This is a genomic window from Gardnerella sp. DNF01141 (assembly GCF_049244255.1).
Classification (GTDB): Bacteria; Actinomycetota; Actinomycetes; order Actinomycetales; family Bifidobacteriaceae; genus Bifidobacterium; species Bifidobacterium vaginale_E.
The window spans coordinates 783,197-802,899 of record NZ_CP058391.1 but is presented as its reverse complement, the minus strand read 5'-3'; the positions used below and the strand labels follow the sequence as shown (position 1 = coordinate 802,899).

The 19,703-nt window shown below is 43.9% G+C and carries 13 protein-coding genes; 10 read left to right on the top strand and 3 right to left on the bottom strand.

Annotated elements, in window-relative coordinates:
- The first annotated feature begins 24 nt into the window (after positions 1-24).
- Genes HXT35_RS02900 through rsmI form a run of 3 tightly spaced genes read left to right on the top strand, consistent with a single transcriptional unit; the run spans position 25 to position 4,196 of the window.
- Positions 25-1,632: a C69 family dipeptidase gene (locus HXT35_RS02900; RefSeq protein ID WP_004129253.1), complete on the top strand. Its 1,608-nt coding sequence runs from the start codon at positions 25-27 to the stop codon at positions 1,630-1,632.
- A 48-nt stretch (positions 1,633-1,680) separates the two neighbouring features.
- Positions 1,681-3,198, top strand: coding sequence for a formate--tetrahydrofolate ligase (locus HXT35_RS02895; RefSeq protein ID WP_004129250.1), 1,518 nt, complete (start codon positions 1,681-1,683; stop codon positions 3,196-3,198).
- A gap of 17 nt (positions 3,199-3,215) precedes the next feature.
- A complete protein-coding gene (rsmI, locus tag HXT35_RS02890; RefSeq protein ID WP_004129247.1) occupies positions 3,216-4,196 on the top strand; it encodes a 16S rRNA (cytidine(1402)-2'-O)-methyltransferase in 981 nt (326 codons plus the stop codon).
- A 109-nt stretch (positions 4,197-4,305) separates the two neighbouring features.
- Here the strand turns inward: rsmI and HXT35_RS02885 are convergent, their stop codons facing one another.
- Positions 4,306-4,575, bottom strand: a complete 270-nt coding sequence (locus HXT35_RS02885) for a hypothetical protein (protein ID WP_004129243.1) — start codon at positions 4,573-4,575, stop codon at positions 4,306-4,308.
- On the bottom strand, positions 4,566-5,192 hold the full coding sequence (locus HXT35_RS02880; RefSeq protein WP_004129241.1) for a hypothetical protein: 627 nt from the start codon (positions 5,190-5,192) through the stop codon (positions 4,566-4,568). Before HXT35_RS02880 ends, HXT35_RS02885 begins: the two co-directional genes overlap by 10 nt.
- Before the next feature lie 310 nt (positions 5,193-5,502).
- Here HXT35_RS02880 and metG point away from each other — a divergent pair, with 310 nt between their 5' ends.
- Entirely contained in the window at positions 5,503-7,374 is a 1,872-nt protein-coding gene (gene metG / locus HXT35_RS02875; protein ID WP_004129240.1) for a methionine--tRNA ligase, read from the top strand.
- A 490-nt stretch (positions 7,375-7,864) separates the two neighbouring features.
- Here the strand turns inward: metG and HXT35_RS02870 are convergent, their stop codons facing one another.
- The gene (locus tag HXT35_RS02870) at positions 7,865-9,319 is read right to left on the bottom strand and encodes an aminopeptidase C (protein ID WP_004129237.1); all 1,455 of its coding nucleotides are present in this window, start codon (positions 9,317-9,319) and stop codon (positions 7,865-7,867) included.
- 564 nt (positions 9,320-9,883) lie between these two features.
- Here HXT35_RS02870 and HXT35_RS02865 point away from each other — a divergent pair.
- The 6 genes from HXT35_RS02865 to HXT35_RS02840 all read left to right on the top strand — a co-directional run bounded on the left by HXT35_RS02865 (position 9,884) and on the right by HXT35_RS02840 (position 19,643).
- Positions 9,884-10,867, top strand: coding sequence for an ABC transporter permease (locus tag HXT35_RS02865; RefSeq protein ID WP_019260545.1), 984 nt, complete (start codon positions 9,884-9,886; stop codon positions 10,865-10,867).
- Positions 10,868-10,894: 27 nt separating this feature from the next.
- Entirely contained in the window at positions 10,895-11,842 is a 948-nt protein-coding gene (locus HXT35_RS02860; protein WP_004129231.1) for an ABC transporter permease, read from the top strand.
- Between the two features lie 21 nt (positions 11,843-11,863).
- Positions 11,864-13,753 carry an ABC transporter ATP-binding protein gene (locus HXT35_RS02855; RefSeq protein ID WP_004129230.1) on the top strand — a complete coding sequence of 630 codons (1,890 nt, stop codon included), beginning with the start codon at positions 11,864-11,866 and terminating at the stop codon, positions 13,751-13,753.
- Positions 13,754-14,076: 323 nt separating this feature from the next.
- On the top strand, positions 14,077-15,819 hold the full coding sequence (locus HXT35_RS02850; RefSeq protein WP_004129227.1) for an ABC transporter family substrate-binding protein: 1,743 nt from the start codon (positions 14,077-14,079) through the stop codon (positions 15,817-15,819).
- 210 nt (positions 15,820-16,029) lie between these two features.
- Positions 16,030-17,844: an ABC transporter ATP-binding protein gene (locus tag HXT35_RS02845; RefSeq protein ID WP_004129225.1), complete on the top strand. Its 1,815-nt coding sequence runs from the start codon at positions 16,030-16,032 to the stop codon at positions 17,842-17,844.
- A 2-nt stretch (positions 17,845-17,846) separates the two neighbouring features.
- Entirely contained in the window at positions 17,847-19,643 is a 1,797-nt protein-coding gene (locus tag HXT35_RS02840; RefSeq protein ID WP_004129223.1) for an ABC transporter ATP-binding protein, read from the top strand.
- The last annotated feature ends 60 nt before the right edge of the window (positions 19,644-19,703 follow it).

The following is a 19,703-nucleotide window of genomic DNA, read 5'->3' as shown; positions in this document are numbered from 1 at the left end:
TGAAACTCACAATGGGGGCTGCAAATGGCATGCACAACAATTCTCGTCGGACGCGGCGCAAGCTACGACGGATCTACGCTTATTGCGCGTAACGAAGACTCCGCAAATGGCGAATTTAATCCAAAGCGCTTAGTAGTAGTAAAGCCAGAAGATCAGCCTCGCGTTTATAAGTCTGTTCTTAGTCACGTGACGGTTGAACTTCCAGACAATCCAATGCAATACACAAGCGTGCCAAACGCTGATTTGCGCGAAGGAATTTGGGGAGAGGCCGGCGTAAACGAAGCAAACGTTGCAATGAGCGCAACCGAAACGCTTACGTCCAACGAGCGCGTGCTCGGAGCGGATCCAATGGTTGAGCTTCAAAAAGCACAGGGCAAAGTTGGAGATGCTGATTATAAGCCGGAAGTGCCTGGTGGAATTGGCGAAGAAGACTTCCTGACGATTGTTTTGCCTTATATTCGTAGCGCTCGCGAAGGCGTTGAGCGTTTGGGTGCGTTGCTTGAAAAATACGGCACTTACGAAATGAACGGCGTTGCTTTTTCGGACGTAAACGAGATTTGGTGGCTTGAAACTGTTGGCGGCCATCATTGGATTGCTAAGCGCGTGCCGGATGAAGCTTACGTTGTTATGCCAAACCAGCTTGGTATTGACGAGTTTGACTTGGATGACGCTTTTGGTGAGCAAGAAGAGCACATGTGCTCGGCTGATTTGCTTGAGTTTATTAAAGAAAATCACTTGGATTTGTCGGTTGAAAACGCTTCTCCTTTCAATCCTCGCGATGCTTTTGGCTCTCATTCGGATTCTGATCATGTTTACAATACTCCTCGCGCATGGTTCATGGAGCGCTTCTTGAATCCGTATGACGAAGTGTGGGATGGTAAAGACGCTGATCATCGTCCGGACAGCAACGACATTCCTTGGGCTCGCCAGCCAGAACGCAAGGTAACCATTGAAGACGTTAAGTACGTTTTAAGCTCGCACTATCAGGGCACTGAATATGATCCTTACGGAAAGCTTGGAGACGAGCATACTCGCCACATGTTGCGCCCAATCGGCATTAACCGTCAAAGCGAGCTTGCTGTAATGCAAATCCGTCCTTACATGCCGGAAGAAATGCGTGCAATTCAGTGGATTACTTACGGTTCTAATCCTTTCAACGCTTTGGTGCCGTTTTATCCGAACGTAAATCGCACTCCAAAATATTTGGAAGATACAACTACTCGCGTAACAAGCGAAAACTTCTATTGGGAAAATCGCATTATTGCAGCTCTTGCCGATGCTGCGTTTAACGATACAGCTAATACGATTGAGCGTTACCAGGAAACTGTTGGCTCTCTCGGGCATGCAATGGTTAAGCGCACAGATAAAGAAATTGCTGATTTGCTTGGCGTTTCTTTAAGCGATTACGAGCCAGAGCGTGAATGCGATGAAGACGGTTATTGCGGCGATGTTGTGCGCAATCCGGAAGAAATTATTGCCGCTCTTCGCGACGCAAAAGTTCGTGAGGCTTTGGCTAACGCGAATGACGGCATGGCAGAAAGGTTGAAGAAGGAAACAGACGCGTTGCTTGACAATGTTCTTTACATTACAAGTATGCGTATGAAAAATGGCTTTAACCGTTCTGATCATTAAATTATATAAAATATGCATTTATGCATTATGCCTATGAAAGTGGGGAACATGAGCATTATTGATAAATACACAACAACATTCGGCTTGGTTAAAAAGATTGATGCATTCGGGTATTTGGACTATTTAAAGCAGAATCCTGATCAGCCTCGCAAGCATGGAAAAGTGCTTCTTGTTACTGCAGACACTCCGCTGAAAGCATCTCGTGGTGAAGGTAAAACAACTACTACGATTGCTTTGGTTGATGCCTTGCGTGAGCGCGGTGTTGACGCGGCTGCGGTTCTTCGTCAGCCAAGCATGGGCATTACGGCCGCTGGTTCTAAAGGCGGCGCAAGCGGCGGCGGTAAGTCTTCGCTTTCTCATCCTGAGCTTATTGATTGGGGCTTGTGTGGTGAGATGGCTGCTATTGCTTGCGCGCAGAATTTGCTTGTGTCGTTTGCAGAAAAAGCAGTTGATGAAGGCGTGCTTGATACGATTTTGGTTCCTCGCGTAAGTGAAGTTCCATCTCGTTCACTTCGCAGCATTGCTGTTGATTATGGCAAGGGCACTGTTCCTGAGCGAGTCGTTTTGACTCCAACATGCGAGCTTATGCAAATTGTTGTTCTTTCGCGCAGCATGGATGAGATTTCCGAGCGCGTTGCTTCAATGATTGCTGGCACAAAGGATGGTGTTCCTCGTAAGTTTGGTGATTTCGTTGATTTGTGGCGAATTACAAATATTCTTTCCGACGCTGTAAATCCTGCAAAGACAGAAACTATTAACGGTTCGCCGATTTATGTGCATTGCGGTCCGTTTGCAAACGTTTCGCTCGGTATTCCAAGCCTTGTAAGCGTTGAAATGGCTTGCGCTGAGCATGATGTTGTTGTTGTAGAAGCTGGTTATGGTACGGATGCTGGTGCTCAAAAGTGGCTTGATATTGCTTCCCGCGAATTTGGCGCAAAATGGCCTGCCGCTGCAGTTGTAGTTACTCGCGCAACTACTTGGCGAGATGACGAAACTTTGGCTTGGCGCTACCCATTCCATGTTGCTCGTCTTGAATCTCTTAATATTCCTACTTTCCCGCTTATTAATTTGTGGGAAGGTGAGGATGATCAGGTTCCTGAACTATTGGCGCAGGCGAAATCTTTGGGATTTAGGAAGCCGATTGTTGGCAATCTTTTTCGCGACGGCGGCGATGGTTTGGCAGATCAGCTTGACGATTTTGTGTCTGTAATTAGTGCAGATACTAAAGCGTATGCTCCTGAATCCAGGCGCGGAAATACTCTTATGAATCGAATTAAGCTTCTGTGTGAAGAAGCTTACGGCGTTCCAGCTGATCGTGTTATTGAAAAAGATGGCTTTGCTGATTCTCTGTCTGCAGCGCAAGATTTGTGCGCAAATGCAGGTGTTGATTTCAACAGCCTTGCGTTAGTGGCAGTCAAGTCTCCTGCAACCATGACGGACGACGATCACAAGCCTGCTGGGGAGCGCACAGTTACCTTAAAGAAGGTGGAAGTTCACGCTGGTGCTGGAGTTGTGCAAGTAAACCTTACTGCATCTCTTACAACGCCAATGCCAAAAATTGTGTGAATTGGCAAGGAGTAAAAATGAGCGAGACCGAATCTGAAGAAATTAAAAATAATACTTCAGGAAATCGTAATTTACGTAGCAAAGTCGTTCTCGCAGAATCGCCTATTGGTAGTAAATGCGGCAAGGTTTTTCTTGCCGCAACGCCAATTGGTAATATTGGTGACGCTTCTTCTAGGCTAATAAATCTCCTAGAAACTGCAGATATTGTGGCAGCTGAAGATACGCGTAGGCTTTACGATTTGGCGAATCGACTTGGGGTTCATGTTTCTGGGCGCGTTGTTGCGTATCACGATCACAATGAGCGAAATAAGGCCGACGGTTTGCTCGACGAAGTAGAGCAGGGTGCTAAGGTTCTTGTGGTTTCAGATGCCGGAATGCCAACTATTAACGACCCAGGTTTAGCAATTGTTCGCCGGGCTATTGAACGTGGACTTCCTGTTACATGTGCTCCAGGCCCTAGTGCGGTTCTTGATGCGCTTGCGCTTTCTGGATTGCCAACTGATCGCTTCTGCTACGAAGGTTTTTTGCCAAGAAAGTCTGGTGAACGACAGCAACATTTGCGTTCTCTTAAAGCAGAGCGCAGAACAATCGTGTTTTATGAGGCTCCGCACCGAATTGCAGAAGCTATGGAAGATCTATTAGCCGTGCTTGGCCCTAATAGACCAATGGCATTATGCCGAGAGCTTACTAAAGATTTTGAGGAAATTCGCCGCGGGAATGTGCAAAGTATTTACGACGGCGTGCTGGCTGATCCTCCTCGTGGCGAAATTGTGCTGGTTATTGGGGGAGCTAACGATGATGAAGTTAGAGCAGAAAGTCAAGATTTAAGCGTAGATGCTCTTGCTGAGCTTGCGGCTGATTGCGCAGAAAAGGAAGGTTTGCGCATTAAAGAAGCAATTACGAAAGTAGTAAAAGAGCATCCGCTTTTAGATGGTTCTTTTGCAAATCGTAAGCAAGTTTACGCAGCATGCCTTAAACAAAAAGGTGAGGCTGAGTAGGGAATTTTCGTATAAATTTCAAATAATCCTAAAACTATTGCCGTAAGCCTGCCTTAAAGCCTGCTGTAAGTCTTGCTGTAAGCCTGCTGTAAGTCTGCCGTAATAGATGTCATATATCGCTATCATAAGATGCAAATAACACTTCAAAACTGTGACGAACATCCGGTCCGCCTTGTTGAGAAATGTATTCTAAAAGATGAGCGTCTGCAGAAGGATTTGCAATAACCCATTTACGCAATTCGGGTATATGTTTTGCAATATGCCACAAGATTTCCGGATTTGTTGAGGGGTCGCTTGCAACAACAGGCGTAAGGAGTATTGGCGGCTTGGGAGGAGAGCTTGCATGCTCCTTCGTGAATGAGTTGAATTTCATTTCCATGGTTTCCTTATTTCATTCGCAATATCATTCAGCCAAGTTCTTGCGCGCACAGAGCCTGGAAAATAAGGATTGCTGTCAATAATACGTCTGCACTCGTGCAAATCTACGCGATAGTGAGATATTAGTAAGTTTGCAATGCTTTTTCTGTATAACTCGTAATTTTCACTATCTCCTTGTGTATATGCTAAATCGCATATTGTTCTCTCCGGAGTTGTTATGCGAGTTTTTCCAAGAGTAACATAGTCTTTTTCGTTTAATTTCCTACGAAATGATCGAATTGTGTGACCGTGTGGTTTCCTTCTATAATGACCGTAATCAATAACATCTATATTTTCAGGAAAATTTCCACCAAGCCACACCCACGCAGCTGTAAATAAGCAAGCAACGCTTTCCGAAGGTATTAAATCGTTTACTATATTGCTTCTTCCGCACATAGAAATAGCCGTTTTGTGCGAGTAGCCGGTATTAGATGTTAAGCGGTTAAATATTCCAAATTTAGAAAGCTTTTTCATGCACATTGGCCCAGGTAAATGGTTGTTATCAAGAAGAGGCGGGAATTCTTCGTTGTCTATTTTGCCGATTTTCCAAATCGTATATGCCATTTGTTGATCAATCATATTCTTCCTCTCTTTTTATTGATTTAAGAATTGAGATTATGAAAATTTTTAGAGGTAAATAAGATTAAATAAATAAATTGTGGATATGTGAATTGCTATTTGAATAGATACTTAATCAATATTGAATCGTTATTGTTTTTAAGTGCATATAATTCGTATTAGCTAAAAGTTTTGCACATATTCACAATTAGAATATTCGTAAGAATCTGCTATTTTTACGCTATTTTTGCGCTATTTTCTGCGCTTTTCTCTAAATTTTTCTTTGATATTCGTCTAGAACTGTCCGCGCTGAACAAGATAATATTTGCCTATGAGTCATATTTTGGTGAATGTTGCATGGCCTTACGCTAATGGCCCTCGTCATATTGGTCACGTTGCTGGATTTGGTGTTCCTTCAGACGTGTACGCGCGTTACGAGCGCATGAAGGGTAATGACGTGTTGATGGTTTCTGGAACTGATGAACACGGCACGCCTATTTTGGTTGAGGCAGATAAAGAAGGCGTTTCTGCGCAAGAGCTTGCAAACCGTTACAATCGCGTAATTACTAAGGATTTATGCGATTTAGGTTTAAGCTACGATTTGTTTACGCGCACAACAACCGCAAACCATGAGCATGTGGTTCAGGAAATGTTCCGTCAGTGCTTAAAGAACGGTTATATTTATAAAGGTACGCAGAAGGTTGCAATTTCGCCTTCTACCGGACGTACTTTGCCTGATCGTTATATTGAGGGAACTTGTCCATTGTGTGGTGCGGATGGCGCTCGCGGCGACCAGTGTGATGCTTGTGGAAATGAGCTTGATCCGGATGAGCTTATCAATCCTGTTTCTAAGATCAACGGAGAAACTCCTCGCTTTGAAGAAACTGAACACTACTTCTTGGATTTGCCGTCTTTGGCTGAGGCGAATGTTAATTGGCTTCATTCGCGTGAAGGTTGGCGTACTAACGTTATTAACTTCTCGCTTGGTTTATTTAAGGAAGTAAAGCCTAGAGCTATTACGCGCGATATTGATTGGGGTATTCCGGTTCCTGTTGAAGGTTGGATTGATAACCCGAATAAGCGCTTGTATGTGTGGTTTGACGCTGTTATTGGCTACTTGTCTGCCTCTATTGAGTGGGCGCGCAGGCAGGGTAAGCCGGATGCTTGGCGCGACTGGTGGTGTGATCCTAAGTCTCCTGGATACTACTTTATGGGCAAGGATAATATTACTTTCCATTCTCAAATCTGGCCTTCGGAAATGCTCGCATATAACGGAGCTGGATCAAAGGGCGGCGAGTCTGGTGTTTACGGACCGCTTAATATGCCTGAGCAGGTTGTTGCTTCTGAGTTTATGACTATGGAAGGCAAGAAGTTCAGTTCTTCGCGCGGAATTGTTATTTACGTGAAGGATATTTTGGCTCGTTATCCTGTGGATGCTGTGCGATACTACATTTCTATTGCAGGCCCTGAAAATTCTGATGCTGATTTTACTTGGGCTGAGTTTGCTCGTCATAATAACGAAGAGCTTGCTGCAAGTTGGGGCAATCTTGTTAACCGTGTGGCAAATCTTATCAATAAGAATTTTGGCGAGATTCCTCCTTTGGATGAAGATTCTATGACTTCAATGGATCGCGCTTTGCTTGATCAGACTTCTGATGCGTTTGCTTTGGTTGGTAGCTTGATTGAGCGTCATCGTCAGAAGAATGCTCTTACGGAAGCAATGCGAGTAGTTGCGGATATTAATAAATATATTTCCGCAACTGAGCCGTGGAAGATTAAGGATGACGAAGCTCGTCTCGGAACCGTATTGCACGTGGCTGCGCAGGCTGTTTCGGATGCTAATCATCTTCTTGCTCCGTTCTTGCCTCATGCAGCGCAAAAGGTTTGGGAAGCTCTTGGTGGCACTGGCGTGTTCTCACCGTTGCCTCATATTGAGGAAGTAGAGGATTTGGATAATCCGGACTTTAAGTATCCGATTATTACGGGTGATTATCGTTTGGGTGAAACTGTACATCCGTGGGAGAGTGAGGAATTGGTTGCGGGAACGCCTGTTCCTAAGCCAACTCCTATTTTTGCTAAGATTCCTAAGGAAGCGGTTGATGAGGAGCTTGAACGTTTTGCTTCTGCATTGGCTGAGCGTCAGCGTGTTGAAGCAGAAAGACTTGCTGCTGCAAAAAAATCTTTGGAAAATAGTGGCGAATAGGTTGAAAATTTTAGGTAAATCGTTATAAAATAACAAAAAATATAGCAAGTTTTCTTAATAAAAAATATTTTAAGGAAATTTTAAGGAAAAACTCTTTCCTTTGGACGAAAGTTTAGCTATACTAACATATGTTAATGGTTCGCCATTAGCGAGGTTCGTTCGCGAACCCCATAATTGAAACCTTCTTCTCTCTTTCTCTCTGCCCCGGCGGGTTTCCTCCCGCCGGGCTTCTTTTTTATCATTTGTTTCATCGCTTGAAAGCATTCGCCAATCCAAACAGCTACAAATGCCGGAAAATTACACGGCAAATGTTTCCAAAACCCACAAAAACGAAAACAAATGCCGTGGAAAGATCACGGCGTTTGTGGTCAAATGCTGTCGAAACGAAAACAAATGCCGTGGAAGATCACGGCAAATGTTTCATAAAAGCGCTAAAACAAAAGCGCAGACTGCAAAAAGCAATCTGCGCTTATAAATTTAAGCACTTAAACTAGCGGCAGCGCTTTGAAAGTGGCTCCCACGGCTCAAGCATTACAGGCTCTTGCTTTAAGATGGCAAGAGTTGCTTCGTCAAGATACTTCTTATTGATGATTACTTCAGTAACGTAGCGGTCGAACCAGTCGGCAGAGCCAACGTAGTAGCCATCTTCGCCTGCATCCTTACCCCAGCTGTTCTCAATCTTCCAGCGATCCGGGTTGCCGTTTTCGTCTAAGTTCACGCCTGTAAATGTCATAGCGTGATTTCCTGGAATATCCATGTATTCCAAACCCTTCGCCTTATCGAATGTAAATTCAACATCGAAGAGTTGGTCAACGCGAACTACTGCAGGATCAAAGAAGCCGCTATCGCGCAAAGAGAACTGTGTGCAATCGCAAGCAAACCAAATTGGGTGTCCGTCGCTTAGCTGCGCTACAGCTGCCTTTCGGAACACTTCAAGAGGAACGTTCACAAATTCAAGCTCATCTGTTTCAGCAACATTCGTGCTGTACTTGAGTTGATAGCGCTTGTTGAAAGGAGTTCGTTTCATAGGCGAGTTGCACAATGTTACGAAGTCGTTTACGTCAACAGGAACATATTTCTTAGCGAACTCAAGTGGAGTAATGCCGTATTCGCGAATCATCGGACGTTCGTCTTTGCCAGTCTTTGGCTTGTCGTCCTTGCTGTCCTTCTTTTCTTCGTCGGCTTTTTCGCCATCCTTGTTTTCGTTCTTTTTCTCGTCCTTCTTATCGTCGTCATCTTTAGTACGTGCGAAGAAGTCGAACTTTGCTGGCGGCTCGCCGAGCGCAATAGTGGTCATGCGGTAAACGGTTTCCAAATCGCGGATTTTCATTTCGCGCAATTCTTCCAAAGAAGAGCCGTTCTTATAAGCTTCGCGCAATTCGCAAGCAAACTCGCGCAACTTTGTATTGATGTACTGCACAAAGGAGTCGGAATCAGTTGCATTCTGCGAATCAGGGTAGGCGCTCTTTGGCACAAGTCCGTACTTGTTTACCAGGTTGACGAACATTTGCCACCAACCGCCGTCATCAATCGGACCGTAGTTAATGCTTTCAAAAACTCGACTATCAAGTTCTTCATCCAAAGTTGCCAACACGTTTTCCAAATACGCGTTTGCTTTTTCAATCTTGTCCCAGAAGAACAGGTAGCTTTCTGAAAACTCAAAGTCGTCTAAATTCCACTTATGCATTAACTCGTATCGCAAAGTGTTAAGGGATGCAAACATCCAGCAGCGTCCGGAACGTTTTTGATTTGTAATGCTTCCTTGCTTTAATTCCACAGAGAATTCGCGTGGCAGTGCGCGCTGGCCTTGATAGCTTGTTGCAGCTTTAAGCACGCCATTTGTTACTGCTGCATTTGCTGCTAAAAGATTTGCACGCTGCTCGTTGAAATGCTTGGAATAATTTTTTACATGTTCCAGAGTTACGGCTTTAACGTTTTCAGCCATGAGTTTACTCAGTCTCCTTTTAGAGTTGATAATACGAATAACAGATATTGTATACTGCACAATGTCTTGCGTGTGTTTCTTGTTTATAGCGATTTCCGGCCTTTGTGCGAATAACCTTAATTATTTTTGTAAAACTAGACTTTTTCCGTTAAATATTCAGTTTTTGTAATTAATTTTTGAATTTATTATATTTGCTGATAATGCGTATTTTGTATGTATAAAAATAATTTTTTGACCCTGTAATACATATTCTTTCGTAATTATATATCAAAGAAACGTTGAAATTCTGCGTTTTTGTGTAAGTTGTAATTTGTATAATGTAACTTATATATTCTAAATTTTGCTTTTATATATTTAAAAAAGCATTGTGCAAAAATATTTTCTGTTAAGCTCTTTGTACATAGCTTGGCTAAAAATATACTAATTATGTGTCCCGGATTGACGAGGGTCAGTTCAAGCGCGCCCTTTTGAGGGCGAAACGCTAAAGCGGTTACGCTGTAGATTTGACGATTTGCAGCATGCCAAATGGAGGTAAACAATGGTTAGGCGTAGAAAAGAGTCACAATGATACGATACATCGTTAAACGATGCCTGAATTATGTGGTGATGCTGTTTGTTGCCGTATCCATGACGTATTTCTTGGCAAGTGCTTTTATGAGACCGCGTTCGAACTACATGTCTAGGCATCCGCATCCGCCAATTGCATCTATTAACCGTTCTTTGGATCTGGCAAATATTAACGACCAGACTCCAGTGTTTACTCGTTATTGCCGTTGGATTTACAACATTTTTACTAAGTGGGATTGGGGATTGAGCCCAGATCAGGCTCCAGTTGGCCCGGCAATCATGTCTCGTATTGGCGCATCTGTTCAGCTGGTTACTGGCGCTACAATTCTTGGTATTGTTCTCGGTGTTAGCGTTGGTGTTTACACTGCTATCCGTCAGTACAAGTGGCAAGATCGAGTTCTTAATTCCACCGCAACCTTCCTGCTGGTTGTTCCTGCAGCAGTTTTGGGTTTGATGGTTGTGCTTGCTGCTATTAGCATTAACCACGCAGCAGGCGTGCGACTTTTCTACGTTACTGGTTTGCACTCTTACCAGGGTTCTGACCCGTTTATGTTCCTTCTTGACTTCCTTCAGCATTTGATTTTGCCAACAATTGTTATGACAGTTCCTGGCATGGTTGGGTATCATTTAACTCAGCGAACTTATCTTCTCGATACTATGAATGCTGATTACGTTCGTACAGCTAGGGCGAAGGGCTTACCTTTGAATATGGCTATTCGTCGTCACGCTTTGCGTACTTCTTTGATTCCAACAGCTGTTGACGTCGCATTCTCTATTGCAGGCGTTTTCACCGGTGCAGTTATTACTGAAACCGTGTTTGCTATTAACGGCCTTGGTAGCTACTTCGTTCAGACCATTATGCAGAACGACATCAACGGTTCGGTTGCTATTGCTGCATTTGGTGCCGTATGTACCTTAGTTGGTGCATTGCTTGCAGATATCTTCTCTGCTTGGCTTGATCCACGTATTCGTTTGAACTAATTGTGCAACAGTGTAGGTGACATTGACATGAATAAAAAAGATGTATCTTCAGAACCTCTTGAGTCTGCTGCAAATAAAACGGCTACTTCTAACGCATGGGGCAATTTTAAGCGCACTGGAAAGATGACGCTTTACACGCGTCGTTTCTTCCGTCGACCATCAGCTGTTGTTGGCTTGGTTATGCTCGTAATTTTGATTCTTTTTGCTTTGTTTGGCTCAAAGATTTCAAAGTGGAGTTATGACGAACCAGACTTTTCTTCTCTCGCAACGCCTCCTTCTGCAGAGCATTGGCTCGGCACTACGCCAGGCGGCTCAGATATGTATGCAATGGTTGTGCGCGGACTTGGCCGTTCACTTTCCATTGGTATTGTTAGCTCTATTACCATTACAGTTATTGCTGCTTTGGTTGGTACTGCTATTTCTTACTTCGAAGGATGGTTCGAGCAGGTTGGTATGTGGCTTTTGGACATGCTGCTGATTGTTCCTTCCTTCCTGCTGATTGCTTTAATCATTAGTGCTTCTAGTGGTGGTAGCGATTGGTTGTGGTTGGCATTTGGCTTAACTGCTTTTGGTTGGATTGGTTACGCTCGTACTCTTCGTACGTTGACTTTGAGCCTGCGTGAGCGCGAGTATGTTCGCGCAGCTAAGTTCGAAGGTGTTTCTTCCTTCCGAATTATTGTTCGCCACTTGGTTCCAAACTTGGGTTCTGTGTTGATTATTAACACGGTTCTTGGTGTTATTGGTGCGATTAACGGCGAAACCGCTTTAAGCTTCTTGGGTCTTGGTATTAAGGCTCCAGATACTTCTCTTGGTACTTTGCTAAATGCTGGTCAAAGCGTAGTTCAGACTTCTCCTTGGGTACTTTTGGTGCCGTCTGCAGTTTTGGTTTTGTTAACCTTCTCTGTGCAGCTTATTGGAGATGGCTTGCGCGATGCTATCGATCCATATTCTAAGTCTGTTGGTAAGGCCGAGTAGGGCTTGATTGGGGGTATGAACATGACTGATATGGATAATAACGCAATTAAGGAAGAAACTACGATGCAAGATCAAAACAACGAACCATTGCTTTCTGTACGTGATTTGCAGGTTAGCTTCGCTTCTGAAGCTGGTACTGTGCATGCTGTGCGCGGAATGAATTTTGATTTGTACCGCGGAAAGACTATTGGTATCGTTGGCGAATCTGGTTCTGGTAAGTCGGTCACGTCCTTGGCTGTTATGGGCTTGCTGGATAAAAACGCAAGCGTTAAGGGCTCTGTGAAGTATAAGGGCGAAGAGCTTTTAACTAAGTCCGATTTAGAGATGAGTAAGATTCGTGGCAAGAATATTGCCATGGTTTTCCAGGATCCTCTTTCTGCTTTAACTCCAGTTTTCTCTATTGGTGATCAGCTTAAGGAAGCTTTGGTTATTCATAACCCGGGCATGAGCGAAGAGCAGATTCGCGAGCGTTCTATTGAATTGCTTGATTTGGTTGGTATTACTAAGCCTGCTGAGCGTTTGAAGGCTTTCCCTCACGAGTTTTCTGGTGGTATGCGCCAGCGCGTGATGATTGCTATGGCAATTGCTAACGATCCGGATATTATTATTGCAGACGAGCCTACTACCGCTTTGGATGTTACAATCCAAGCTCAGGTTTTGGAAGTTTTGAAGAAGGCCCAGAAAGAAACTGGCGCTGCAATGATTTTCATTACTCACGATTTGGGCGTTATTGCTGGCGTTGCAGACGAAGTTATTGTTATGTACGCGGGCCATTTGGTTGAGCATAATAGCGTTGAAGAGATTTTTGCTCACCCAACTCAGCCTTACACAATCGGCTTGCTCGGTGCTGTTCCTCGCGTTGACCAAAAGCGCACTCGCCGCTTAACCCCAATTTCTAAGCCGACTATGGATATGCTTATGGCTGAAGAAAAAGGTGGGGACGACGGCACAATGATGGGCCTTGAAGCCGAAAGTGAAACAGTTCGCGCCTTGCTCCACGCTGAAACTGAAAGGCCAATCAAGCCTATGTTTGATGGCATTCCTCGTGAGCAACGAAAAGTTGTTTTGGATGTTAAGAACTTGGTTAAGACCTTCCCAATTACTAGCGGCGGCTTCTTGCGCCGTAAGGTTGGTGAGGTTCGTGCTGTTGACGGCATTGATCTTGAAGTTCGTGAAGGCGAAACTGTTGCTTTGGTTGGCGAGTCTGGTTCTGGTAAGTCCACGACTTTGATGGAAATTATGAGCTTGAAGAAACCTGAGTCTGGTTCTATTACAGTTTTTGGTACTGAGTTGAACGATAAGTTGACTCGTGAGCAGCGTCGCGAACTTCGTTCTAAGATTCAGTACGTATTCCAGGATCCAATGAGCTCTCTTGATCCACGTATGTTGGTTTACGATATTCTTGCAGAGCCTTTGCTCGTGCAAAAGAAGTCGAAGGAAGAAATTCGCCAACGTATTGCTGAACTTATGCAGCTTGTTGAGTTGAATCCTGATCAGGTAGATCGCTTCCCAACTCAGTTCTCTGGCGGCCAGCGTCAGCGTATTGCTATTGCTCGTGCTTTGGCTGTGAATCCTAAGCTTTTGCTTCTTGACGAGCCTGTTTCTGCTTTGGATGTTTCTATTCAGGCTGGAATTATTAACTTGCTTGAAGATTTGCAGGATAAGCTTGGCGTTGCTTACTTGTTCGTGGCTCACAACATGGCTGTTGTTCGACATATTTCTAGCCGAATTGCTGTTATGTATCACGGTCGAATTGTTGAATCTGGTGAAACGGATGAGGTGTTTGATAATCCAAAGCACCCTTACACTCAGGCTTTGATTAGCGCTGTGCCAATTCCGGATCCTACAATTGAGAAGAACCGTAAGCGTATTATTCTTTCTGAAGAAGATAATTTTGACGATGTTAGGTAATTCATGACTTGTCGATTTTAGTTAATCTTCATCAATCTGAATAAATTACTTAGTCGCGCATGTTTATTACAACATGCGCGATTTTTTATTGTGTAACATAAATTTAAAAAACGTAATATATTTTGTTTTTTAGCAAAAATAAACTAAAAAATTTTCTGTTTTGCCCATTATAGATAATAAATTATTCTTTTTTACCTAATTTTCATAAACTTAAAAAGAAAAAAATCAATATTTTGTGAAAACGATTTGTCGAATGTCATAGAGTTGTATATACTCATACAACATACCGGAAGACGGACATCATCCGGGGAATGAGAGGAATCATGAAAAATACAAATGCAGGTAAACTGACTGTATTTGCCGCAGCTGCACTTTCTGTTGCGATGCTGCTCGGCGCTTGCGGTGGTGCTACTAACGATGCTGGTAAAGCAGGTATGACTGAAGAGCCAGCTGCTGGTGTTGACACTTCTTACACTGGCGAACTTCCAATGCCAGATGTCAACAAGCGTTACGATAATCCACAGGCACGTGACAACGTTAAGGACGGCGGCACTTACACCGTTGCTCTTCCTGTTCTCGGCCCAAACTGGAATTACGCTTCTAACGATGGTAATTCTAGTTACATGGCTACTTTGTGGGGCTTCTACCAGCCAAATCTTATGGCTTATGACACCGTTAAGGGTGAAAAGCTTAAGTACAACCCTGACTACATCACTTCCGTCAAGAAGGTTAGCGATAAGCCACTCGTTGTTCAGTACAACTTGAACCCAAAGGCCAAGTGGAATGACGGCACTGATATTGATTACACCGCATTTAAGGCTACTTGGCAGGCTTTGAACGGAAAGAACAAGGATTACTCCGTCCCAAGTACTGAAGGCTATGACTGCATCAAGAGTGTTGAACAAGGTTCCACTCCAAAGCAGGTTATAGTGACTTATGAGAAGCCATGCGCAACATGGGAAATGCTTTTCGCTCCACTGGTTCATCCAAAGGCCGGTGACGTTAAGACCTTCAACCAGGGTTGGGTAAACAATCCTCACAACGAGTGGGGTGCAGGTCCATTCCAGATTGAATCCGCAACCGAAAATCAGGTTGTTTTCACCCGCAATCCAAAGTGGTGGGGTAAGAAGGCAAAGCTCGATAAGGTCGTTGTAAAGCGTATGGAAGATACCGCAGCTTTGAACGCCTTCCAGAACGGCGAAATCGACGCTGTAACCGATAGCATTTCTGCTAAGGACGCAATCAAGTCTGCTCGTAGCGTTAAGGGCGCTCAGCTCCGTTACGGCTACAGCACCAAGGTTCGCGTGCTTAACTTCAACGCCAAGTCCAAGCCACTTAACGAGCTTGCAGTTCGTAAGGCTATTGTTCAGGCATTCGACGTTGCTACCTACAACAAGATTCAGTTCCAGGGCATGAACTGGAAGAGCGAGCAGCCAGGTTCTGAGCTTCTATCCATGTTCCAGGCTGGCTACAAGAACAATCTTCCTGCTGACGGCAAGTACAACACCGAAAACGCTAAGAAGACCCTTGAAGCTGCTGGTTACAAGATGGGCAAGGATGGCTACTACGCCAAGAATGGCAAGACTCTTGAGATTTCCTTCACCTTCTTCGGCGACGATTCTACTCAGGCAGCTCTTGCTAACGCATTCCAGGCCATGATGAAGAAGGCTGGCATCAAGTGCAAGACTGTGAACCAGGCTGTTGCTAAGTTCTCCGAGGTTGTTGCTTCTCACAAGTACCAGGTGCTTCCATTGGCATGGCAGTCCACATCTCCATTGAGCTTCTTGTCTTCAGCAAGCCAGGTTTACAAGTCTGACAGCGATTCCAACCTCGGTCTCGTTGGCAACAAGAAGATTGATGCCATGCTCGATAAGGTCGGCAAGACCTACGATTACAAGGAACAGACTGAGTACTCCAACAAGGCAGAATCTGCAGCTCTTGCTTTGTACGGCACTCTTCCAGTTTCCGCTCCTCCTATTTACCAGGTGTTCAAGAAGGGCTTTGCTAACAACGGCCCTGCTGGTTACGCAACCACCTACCCAGAGGATATGGGCTGGCAGAAGTAAGTAAATTTGTAGCGACAATTCGCGCAAGTTTACTAAGCTGATTGCTTAACTTAGAATGTGGCGTGTAGTCTTTTGACTGCGCGCCACATCTTTTTGCATGCAATCGCGTAAAAAATAATCGCGTAAAAAATAATCGCGCATAAAATAATGTAAACTTAATAAAACTTAATAAAAATAAATCGCAAAATCAAACAAAGGAGAATCCGGCGCATGTACGTCAACCCAAATAAACGCAAAGACGCGAGTAACGTGCGCTGGGTATTGCAATACTGCAAGCAAGACATGTGGAGAGTAGGCGTATCGCTTATACTTTTTACAATTAACGACACAATGGCAATGACAATGCCACTGCTTTCGGGCTTTATTGTAGACAAAATCATTATTGGTAAACAGCATAATCTGCTTGTTGGCGTATGTGTACTGATGGTTGCAATGATGATTATTCGCGTAGGCTCAAGGTACATTTACCAGCTTCAAATGGAAAGATTTGGCCAAAACGCAGTGTACCGCCTAGTAAGCGACGAGTACGAAAAGCTGCACTCTTTGGACTTCACGTACTTTAATCACACGCGCACAGGCGATATTATGAGCCGAATGACGTCGGATACGGATGCGATTCGCCATATTCTAAGCTGGGTTTCGTATATGGCGTTAGATTGCTTAGTAATGTTCGTGCTTGCGCTAGTAATAATGTTTTCAATCCAATGGCAGCTTGCTTTAGCGCTTATAGCAATTACTCCATTTTTGTTCCTGCTTGCAAGAGTTATGGGCAAAAAAGCTAGGCCAAAATTCCTTGCAATTCGCGAATCTTTTGCGCGCATGAATTCAATGGTGGAAGAAAATATTGAAGGTAATCGTGTTGTAAAAGCTTTTGTGCGCGAGGCTTACGAAACCAAAAAATTCGACGAATGTAACGAAGACTACTTTAATCGAAATATTACGCTTGCAAAAAACACGCAAAAATACATGCCTTGGCTTGACGGAATGGGATTTGTGCTCGAGCTTATAACAGTTGGCTTCGGCGGATGGCTTGTTTTGAACGGCAGCATGACTTTAGGAACATTCGTTACTTTTAACAGCTTCCTTTGGATGCTTAATATGCCTGTACGAATGACGGGATGGCTTATTAACGACTGGCAGCGTTTTAACGCGGGCTGCGTTAATATTCGTAAGCTTCTTACGCAAAAATCGCATATTAATCTTCCAAAAGAAGCGGAAGCAAGCGTTAAAGTAAAAGGCGAAATCACTTTTGAGAATGTTGATTTTGCGTTCCCGGACGATCAAGACTCGCCAATCTTAAAGAATATTGATTTAAGTGTTCCTGCCGGAAGCAAACTTGGTATTCTTGGTGAAACCGGATCTGGCAAATCAACTCTTGTAAGTCTTATTGCAAGATTCTACGACCCGACGCGTGGCCGCGTTTTAATTGACGGAAAAGACGTGCGCGAATGGCCTCTGGAAACTGTGCGAAATGAAGTTAGCATAGTAGCTCAGGAAACTTTCCTGTTTTCGGACACGATTGCAGGAAATATTGGCTTCGGTTTGCCTCAAGATAAAGAAAATTGCAAAGAACTAGACGATACGATTCGCAGAATGGCTAGAATCGCAGCGGCTGACGATTTTATTATGAGCATGCCAGAAGGTTACGAAACTGTAGTAGGAGAGCGCGGAGTTGGTCTTTCTGGCGGCCAAAAGCAACGCTTAAGCTTAGCTCGCGCTTTAGCAAACGATCCTGCAATCCTAATTATGGATGACACAACTTCTGCTGTAGATATGGAAACAGAAGAGCATATTCAGCAAGAGCTAAAGAAACTCGACGGCACGCGCACTGTAATCACAATTGCGCACAGAATTTCATCCGTAAAAGATGCAGACATGATTGTTGTGTTAGATCACGGCAAAATCGTAGAGCGAGGCACTCACGCGGAGCTTGTGGCTCAGCATGGAAGATACTGGGAGATTTACAGGAAGCAGCTTGGATTGCAAAGCGGCAAATCTGCAGGATTTGAAACGAAGGGGGAGTAGAAATGGCGCAACGAAACACTTATCGCGAAGACGAAGAACAAGAAGAGCATGTGAATGTGCATGAGCTTATGCGCGTTAAAAAATACATGAAACCGTACGCAACTAAACTTCTACTCGTAATTCTGGTAGTTATAAGCGGAAGCATAATTATGACAGCAATGCCAATGATTACAAAAATGCTAATCGACGTGGTATTGCCGCAGAAAAGCTACACGTACTTATACGCAATTATTGCGGTTTTTATTGTGCTTATTGTGCTGTATGAGCTGGGCTTAGCGTACAGAACGCTTGCAATTACGCGAATTGGGCAGATGATAATTAGAGACATGCGCCGCGATATTTTTACGCATGTGCAATCGTTATCTTTTGATTATTTTGATTCGCGCCCGCACGGAAAGATTCTGATTCGCATAGTAAACTACATAAACACGCTTTCGGATACGCTTTCTTCGGGATTTATTAACGTATTTTCAGACGTTTTTGTGCTGATTATTACATTAATAACAATGTTCGTTATAGATTGGCGAATGGCGTTGTGGAGCTTAGCGCTATTTCCAATATTTATAATCTGGACGCGCGTTTTGCAAATTCTGCAACGAAAAGCGTCTAAAAAACTATCAAACAAGCAAAGTAATTTAAACGCGTATTTGCACGAATCAATTGCAGGCGTAAAAACAACGCAAACTTTTGCAAGAGAGTCTGCAGCATACGAAACTTTTCAGAATCAGCAAGCAGAAGTAAGAAGCGCATGGATGCGAAACGTTAGGTTTCAAATGCTGCTTTGGCCTGGAGCTTCAGTTATTGAAACCGCTGCAATAGCGCTTTTGTACTACGTTGGAGTGTCGAATTTAGGCGGAATGAACGTGAGCACGGGAACGCTTATAGCATTCGTATGGTACTCGACTACATTTTGGGATCCAGTAGTAAATATTGGAAACTTTTACACGCAGCTCGTAACATGCTCAGTTTATTTGGAGCGAATTTTTGAAACTCTAAGAATTAAGCCGAATATTGTAGATAAGCCGGATGCTAAAGAATTGCCGCAAATTAGTGGCAAGGTCGATGTAAACGACGTTGTTTTTCGTTACGAAGAAGGCGGAAGGCCGATTTTGAACCTGGTTGACTTGCACGTTTCGCCTGGGCAGACCGTTGCTTTAGTAGGCCCAACAGGAGCTGGAAAAACTACTTTAGTAAGTCTTCTTTCTAGATTCTACGATGTTTCAGAAGGTTCGATTACTATAGACGGCCACGATGTGCGCTCAGTAACCTTAGCGTCGCTTAGAAAACAAATGGGCGTAATGCTGCAAGATAGCTTTATTTTTAGCGGAACTGTGCGCGAAAACATTCGATACGGAAAACTAGACGCAACTGACGAAGAAATTGAGGCGGCGGCTCGAGCTGTTCACGCGCACGAGTTTATTAGTGAAATGGATAAAGGTTACGACACTGAAATTGAGGAGCGAGGAGCTACTCTTTCCGCAGGTCAACGGCAGCTTATTTCTTTTGCGCGCGTACTTTTGGCAGATCCTCGTATTTTGATCCTCGACGAAGCAACCAGCAATATTGATACGCGTACGGAAGAAGCTCTACAAGCAGGATTGGCTCAGTTGCTTAAAAATCGTACGTCTTTTGTAATCGCACACAGGCTTTCTACTATTGAAAATGCTGATTTGATTTGCGTAATAGACCATGGTGAAATTGTTGAGCGCGGTACGCATGAGGAACTTATGGAAGAAAAAGGATCTTACTATCGCCTTGTTAAATCTCAATACGACGCAATTCGCAAAACAATTTTGTAAGCATACAAAGTATTTGTAGAAAAGTATTTGTAGAAAATCGCTGGAAGAAAAATCGCTGGT